We start from the raw sequence: 3,649 nt of genomic DNA, 5'->3' as shown, positions 1-3,649 counted from the left end.
CACGCCCGAGGCACTGCGCTGCCTGAAACGACGTTTGGCCCGCATCGTCTTCAACCACCTCAACACCGATCAAGCAGCGGCCGCGACTGGACTCGCGGCCGCCGCTTGACATAGGAGAAACGCATGGTGCGGCTGCGCAGGACCTCGCCCGACCAGCCGGGGTGGACCCGGCGTCGGGCAGGCAAGGGATTCGTCTACCTCGACGCCTCGGGCCAGCGCTTGCCCACCGAGGACGCCGAGCGCGTGCGGTCGCTGGTGATCCCGCCGGCCTGGCAGGACGTGTGGGTCACGCCGTACGAGAACGGGCACCTGCAGGCGGTCGGCACCGACGACGCCGGGCGCCGGCAGTACCTCTACCACCCGGCGTGGCGGGAGCGGCGGGACGCCGAGAAGTTCGACCGGATGCTGCTGTTCGGCAAGGCGCTGGTGAAGGCGCGCGAGCAGGTCGTCGCCGACCTCGGGCGCGAGGGCATGCCGCTGGAGCGGGCCTGTGCGGCGGCGGTGCGGCTGCTGGACCTGGGGTACTTCCGGATCGGCAACGACGTGTACGCCGACACCAACGGCTCCTTCGGCCTCACCACCCTCGAGCGGCGGCACGTGCGGCGGCGCCAGGACCGGCTGGTCTTCGCCTTCGTCGGCAAGTCCGGGGTCGAGCACCGGATCGAGATCGACGACCTGGTCGTCATCGAGGCGGTCGAGATCATGCGCCGCCGGCGCGCGGAGGACCCGCGGCTGCTGTCCTACAAGGAGTCGCGTTCCTGGCGCTCGGTGCTGCCGGACCTGGTCAATGACTACGTCCGGGTCACCACCGGCGTGCAGGCCACCGCCAAGGACTTCCGCACCTGGCACGCGACCGTGCTGGCCGCTGCCGCCCTGGCCGAGTCGCCCGAGCACGGGGAGAGCGCGGCCTCGCGCAAGCGCGCGATCTCGGGTGCCATGAAGGAGGTCTCCGGCTTCCTCGGCAACACCCCGACGCTGGCGCGCTCGTCGTACGTCGACCCGCGGGTCATCGAGTCCTACGAGGAGGGCCGCACCATCGCCGCCACCACCCGGCGTACCTACGACACCCCCGACCAGCGCCAGGCGGCCCTCGAGCGCGCCACCCTCAAGCTGCTCCGGACCGTCTGAGCTTCTGAGACCGCTGACCCGCCGCATCTTCGGGGGTGACCCGTCGCTCGTCCGGGCGTGACCCGCCGCATCTTGAAGCGTGATCCGCCACATCTTCGTCAGACCGTCGAAGACGCGGCGGGTCACCCCCGAAGACGCGGCGGGTCACCGTCGAAGACGCGGCGGGTGGGCGCCAAAGATGCGGCGGGTCGGCGTCGGGACGGTCAGAGGTGGTCGACGACCCAGTCGAGGCAGTGGGTGAGGGCCAGGACGTCGTCGGGGTCGACGGCGGGGAACATCGCCACACGCAGCTGGTTGCGGCCGAGCTTGCGGTAGGGGTCGGTGTCGAGGATGCCGTTGGCGCGCAGGACCACGAGCACGTCCTCGAAGTCGAGCGGGGGTGCGAGGTCGAGGGTCGCGACGACGTGGGAGCGGTGGGCGGGGTCCGGGACGAACGGTGAGGCCCAGCTCGAGGCGTCGGCCCAGGGGTAGAGGTGGGCGGCTGAGGCGCGGGTGCGGGCGACGGTGGCCTCGAGCCCGCCCAGGGACAGCATCCACCCGAGCTGCTGGTCCATGAGGAAGAGCGTGGCGACCGAGGGGGTGTTGTAGGTCTGGTCCTTACGGGAGTTCTCGATCGCGGTCGGCAGGTCGAGGAAGGCCGGGACGTGGCGGTCTGTGGCGGCCCTGCGGGCCGCGCGCTCGAGCGCCCGCGGGGACATCAGCGCCACCCACAGGCCCCCGTCGGAGGAGAAGCCCTTCTGCGGCGCGAAGTAGTAGACGTCGGCCTCGGCGACGTCGACCGGCAGGCCGCCAGCGCCCGAGGTCGCGTCGACGAGCACCAACGCGTCGGGGTCGATCCCGGCGGGCCGGGTCACAGGCGCCATCACGCCGGTGGAGGTCTCGTTGTGGGCCCAGGCGTAGACGTCGACGCCGTCCTCGGCGACGGGTGCACCGAGGGAGCCTGGCTCCGCGCGCACGACCGACGGGTCGTCCAGCCAGGGCGCCCGCGCGGCGGCGGTCGCGAACTTGCCGGTGAACTCGCCGTGCACCAGGTGCTGGCTGCGGCGCTCGATGAGGCCGTGGGTCGCGACGTCCCAGAAGGCGGTGGACCCGCCGACCCCGAGCACGACCTCGTAGCCCTCGGGCAGCGAGAAGAGCACGGCCAGCCGCTCCTTGACCGACGCGACCAGCGAGCGGACCGGGGTCTGCCGGTGGGAGGTGCCCATCAGCGTCGTACCCGTGGCGGCCAGGGCGTCGAGGTGCTCGACGCGGATCTTCGACGGCCCGGAGCCGAACCGCCCGTCGTGGGGCAGGAGGTCGGCGGGGATGCGCAGGTCCGGCGTCACGGCGCCATCATCCCAGCCGCACCGAGCACCCCCGCGTCCGGGTTTGACCGCAGGAGGGGGGAGGGTAGGGGCACCCCGCCCGACCCGCGGGCACCCGTTCTCGGAGGAACCATGACCGGATCGCCGTACGACACCCGCCGCCCCCGCACCGTCCTGCTCGTCGTCGGGTCCCTGCTGCTCGTCGGAGGCGCGGTGATCGCCTACCTCGGCGGTCGCGACTTCTTCGCGGCCGCCAGCATGGAGAGCATGGACCCCCAGTTCGGGTCCTTCTTCACCATGGCCGGTGGTGCGTTCATGGTCATCTTCGGCATCGGCATGCTCAACGCCGGCACCCTCGGCGCCCAGAGCAGGTACGTCGCTGGGGAGACGATGCCCACGGTGAAGCGGTCCGCGGAGTACCTCACCGACGGCCAGGGCATCATGAACCTCGGCCGCACCGCCGACGGTGCGACCGCCGCCGCGCCGCAGGGACAGGCCGCCACCGGCCCCTTCTGCCGCTCCTGCGGCACCCGCAACGACGAGGACGCGAGGTTCTGTGACGGCTGTGGAGCCTCGATGGCCTAGGCACCGACCCGACCTCCCCGACGCCCCGGTCGGCTGGAGGATCGAGCCGGCCCCCTACGGCCACGCCGACGTCCTGCGGCTGGTCGAGGAGGTGCAGGCGGTCTACGTCGCGCGCTACGGCGGCCCCGACGAGACCCCGCTCGACCCGGCGATGTTCGAGCCGCCCGCCGGGAGCTTCTTCCTCGGCTACCTGGGGGAGCGTCCGGTCGCGACCGCCGCGTGGCGGCGTACGACGGCAGCGACCGTCCCCGGGCTCCCGCCCGACGCGGCCGTCGCCGAGGTGAAGCGGATGTACGTGAGTCCCGCCGCGCAGCGCCGCGGCCTTGCCCGGCGGATGCTCGCGCACCTCGAGGCCACCGCTGCCGCGACCGGCGTCCGGGCGATGGTGCTGGAGACCGGGACCGCCCAGCCTGAGGCGATCGCGCTCTACGAGTCCGCGGGCTACGTGCCGATCGCCGGGTTCGGGCACTACCGCGACTCCCCGCTCTCGCGCTGCTTCGGCCGGGTGTCGGCGGCCGCGAGAAACTGCCCGGAGACGGCCACGAAGCTGCCCGCTGGCGGTCATGAGAACTGCCCACTGACGGCCATGGGATCTGCCCGACACGACGTCGTCTGCCTTGCCGCGGTCCGCG

The 3,649-nt window shown here is 72.6% G+C and carries 4 protein-coding genes; 3 read left to right on the top strand and 1 reads right to left on the bottom strand.

Features of this window, described 5'->3' with window-relative positions; all coding sequences use genetic code 11:
* Positions 1-123: 123 nt before the first annotated feature.
* Complete coding sequence (locus tag ACYVID_RS18070; RefSeq protein ID WP_460739452.1) at positions 124-1,128, top strand: DNA topoisomerase IB; 1,005 nt, start codon at positions 124-126, stop codon at positions 1,126-1,128.
* Between the two features lie 203 nt (positions 1,129-1,331).
* On the opposite strand, the gene serC is transcribed toward ACYVID_RS18070, so the two are convergent.
* Positions 1,332-2,453, bottom strand: a complete 1,122-nt coding sequence (serC, locus tag ACYVID_RS18065) for a phosphoserine transaminase (RefSeq protein WP_460739450.1) — start codon at positions 2,451-2,453, stop codon at positions 1,332-1,334.
* Positions 2,454-2,564: 111 nt separating this feature from the next.
* Here serC and ACYVID_RS18060 point away from each other — a divergent pair, with 111 nt between their 5' ends.
* Entirely contained in the window at positions 2,565-3,017 is a 453-nt protein-coding gene (locus tag ACYVID_RS18060; protein WP_460739448.1) for a zinc ribbon domain-containing protein, read from the top strand.
* Positions 2,998-3,649, top strand: a 652-nt coding sequence (locus tag ACYVID_RS18055; RefSeq protein ID WP_460739446.1) for a GNAT family N-acetyltransferase, incomplete at its 3' end; no start/stop codon positions are given. The genes ACYVID_RS18060 and ACYVID_RS18055, both read left to right, overlap by 20 nt.

The organism is Nocardioides ginkgobilobae (genome assembly GCF_054781275.1).
This window is presented reverse-complemented; position numbering and strand designations above follow the sequence as displayed.

Excerpts from the sequence above, each read along its gene's own strand:
- ACYVID_RS18070 (WP_460739452.1), top strand. The coding sequence starts at position 124 with ATGGTGCGGCTGCGCAGGACCTCGCCCGACCAGCCGGGGTGGACCCGG.
- ACYVID_RS18060 (WP_460739448.1), top strand. The coding sequence starts at position 2,565 with ATGACCGGATCGCCGTACGACACCCGCCGCCCCCGCACCGTCCTGCTC.